Origin of the sequence: Myroides sp. C15-4 (assembly GCF_050522745.1) — a bacterium.
Classification (GTDB): Bacteria; Bacteroidota; Bacteroidia; order Flavobacteriales; family Flavobacteriaceae; genus Flavobacterium.
In genome coordinates this window covers 1-2319 of sequence record NZ_JBMVQX010000078.1, presented here as the reverse complement: position 1 = coordinate 2319, position 2319 = coordinate 1, and the positions used below count along the sequence as shown (strand labels likewise).

Below are 2319 nucleotides of genomic sequence, written 5' to 3'. Positions count from 1 at the left end.
GATGTTGAACTAAACCTTCGGTAGCTTTTCCGTTAGAAGTCATATATTTAGGATATTAAAAAAATAAAATTATGGTAACTAAAAAAAATCTCCGGAGGAATTAAGAGCGAACAAATATTTGAATCGCGCTTGTAGTGAAATTAATGGTTTCTCTGAACTTCTGCAACGTTTCGAACGAAATATTTCCATTTTAGGTAGAAGTAAACGCACTTTTGATAATTATTCCCGCCATGTGGCTGCAATGGCACTTCATTTTGGCTGTTTACCTACCGAATTAGATCCCGAACAAGTTAAAGACTATCTTTTTGAACTACAACAACGGTCGAATTCTCCTTCTCAATCGTATTTTAAACACACGGTTTACGGACTAAGGTTTCTATTAAAAACCGAAAATCTTCCGTACGATTATCTTCATTTACCTTCCATTCCTAAAGAAAAAAAACTTCCCGTAATTCTTAGTCGAGATGAGATTTGGAAATTGCTTCAACATGCCGATTTACTTAAACATCGCATTTTAATTGGTTTGATTTACAGTTGTGGACTTCGTTGTATGGAAGTGAGAAACATCGAATTAAAGCATTTAGATTTTGATCGGAAACTCCTTCATATCGTTCAAAGTAAAGGGAAGAAGGATCGTTATGTTCCGCTTTCTGATCATATCATTCGAGGGATTAAAAAATATATTTCAGTCGAACATCCCACCACATTTTTATTTACGGGTAATACCAAAGATACCAAAGGATTTGATTCTCGATACAGCCAACGCGGGGTTCAATGGGCGATTCAATCGGTTTGTAAAAAAGCAGGCATTTTAAAAGATGTGCATACACACACGCTGCGCCACAGCTATGCGACCCATTTATTGGAAGATGGTGTAAATATTCTGCAAGTTCAGAAATTGATGGGGCATGAACGCATCGAAACTACGATGGAATATTTACATGTTTGTCAGCTCGAAAACCAAAAAATACACAGTCCAATTGATACCGTTTTTGCGCTATGCAGCCGCAATGGGAAGTAGCTGATGTGCTGAGAAAAGTTGATTTATCCCATCAAAACTTCACGGTTCATCAGGAGAAAACACTCCGAGCACTGACTTTATGCCGAACTGCTGCTTTGGGCGGACATGTAGATGCGTGTGATACCTGTGGAAACATCAACATCAGTTACAACAGTTGTCGCAACAGGCATTGTCCAAAATGTCAAGGACATAAACGCGAGGAATGGATTCAGTCTCGCGAGCAGGATTTATTGCCCTGTTCGTATTATCATGTGGTTTTCACTTTACCCGATACGCTTAATGGCTTAGCGCTTCATCAACCACAATTGATTTATAAAATTTTGTTTGAATCGGTTTGGGCTACTTTATCTCAATTTGGTAAAAGTGAAGGTTTGCATTTGGGCATGATTGCTATTTTACACACTTGGGGACAAAATTTGAGCTTGCATCCGCATCTGCATTGCATTGTTCCAGGTGGTGGAATTGATACAAACGGCAAATGGAAACGAAAGATAAAAACCGATAAATACTTGTTTGCAGTAAAAGCCTTGAGTAAGGTTTTTCGTGCCAAATATGTAGCCTTGTTGCGCAAAGAAAAATTGGCAGATGCTCAAGTCTTGCAAAGTTTGTTTGAAAAGGATTGGGTGGTTTATGCCAAGCGCCCCTTTGGTGGTCCCAAACAAGTCATTGAATATTTAGGGAGATATACGCACAAGGTGGCTATTAGCAACCATCGGATTAAAAACGTAACTCATCAAGAGGTTACCATTCATTACAAAGATTATAAAGACCACAGTAAAACCAAGCAATTAACATTAAAAAACGAAGAATTTGCCCGCCGCTTTAGTTTACATATTCTGCCTAAACGCTTTGTTCGAATTAGGCATTACGGTATTTTAAGTAGCAGTTGGAAACGGGGTAAATTGCAACAATTACAAGAAGATTTAAATATCATTCGACCGATAGTTGAACCTAAAACACAACATCGAAAATGTTATTGTTGCAAAGTTGGTAATTTGGTTACGTTACATGTTTTTGGGCAAAGAGGTCCGCCAAAAGCATATCTTATCGAAAACACAATTGCTTCTGTGAATTAGGTTTTACGGGTAAGGGAACTTGTGTTTAATTGTTCCAAAAAACACCAAAAAACAATTGAAACAGCACAACTTTAACCATAAAAAAGCAGTAATCCTAAAATTACTGCTGGTATATCTTAAAGTCATACTTCGAAAACTCCATAATACGTATTAAGCTTCCTACGGTTCCGTTCAACGGGCTTTCATCTCGTGCCCTCCGGGCAAGACGAAAGCTTAGTTATT

At 37.9% G+C, this 2319-nt stretch carries 2 protein-coding genes; both read left to right on the top strand.

Annotation, left to right across the window (positions count from 1 at the left end; genetic code table 11):
* The first annotated feature begins 118 nt into the window (after positions 1-118).
* Complete coding sequence (locus ACPDHL_RS16110; RefSeq protein ID WP_073028679.1) at positions 119-1021, top strand: tyrosine-type recombinase/integrase; 903 nt, start codon at positions 119-121, stop codon at positions 1019-1021.
* On the top strand, positions 1000-2097 hold the full coding sequence (locus ACPDHL_RS16105; protein ID WP_430533721.1) for an IS91 family transposase: 1098 nt from the start codon (positions 1000-1002) through the stop codon (positions 2095-2097). The genes ACPDHL_RS16110 and ACPDHL_RS16105 overlap by 22 nt, the downstream gene beginning before the upstream one ends.
* The last annotated feature ends 222 nt before the right edge of the window (positions 2098-2319 follow it).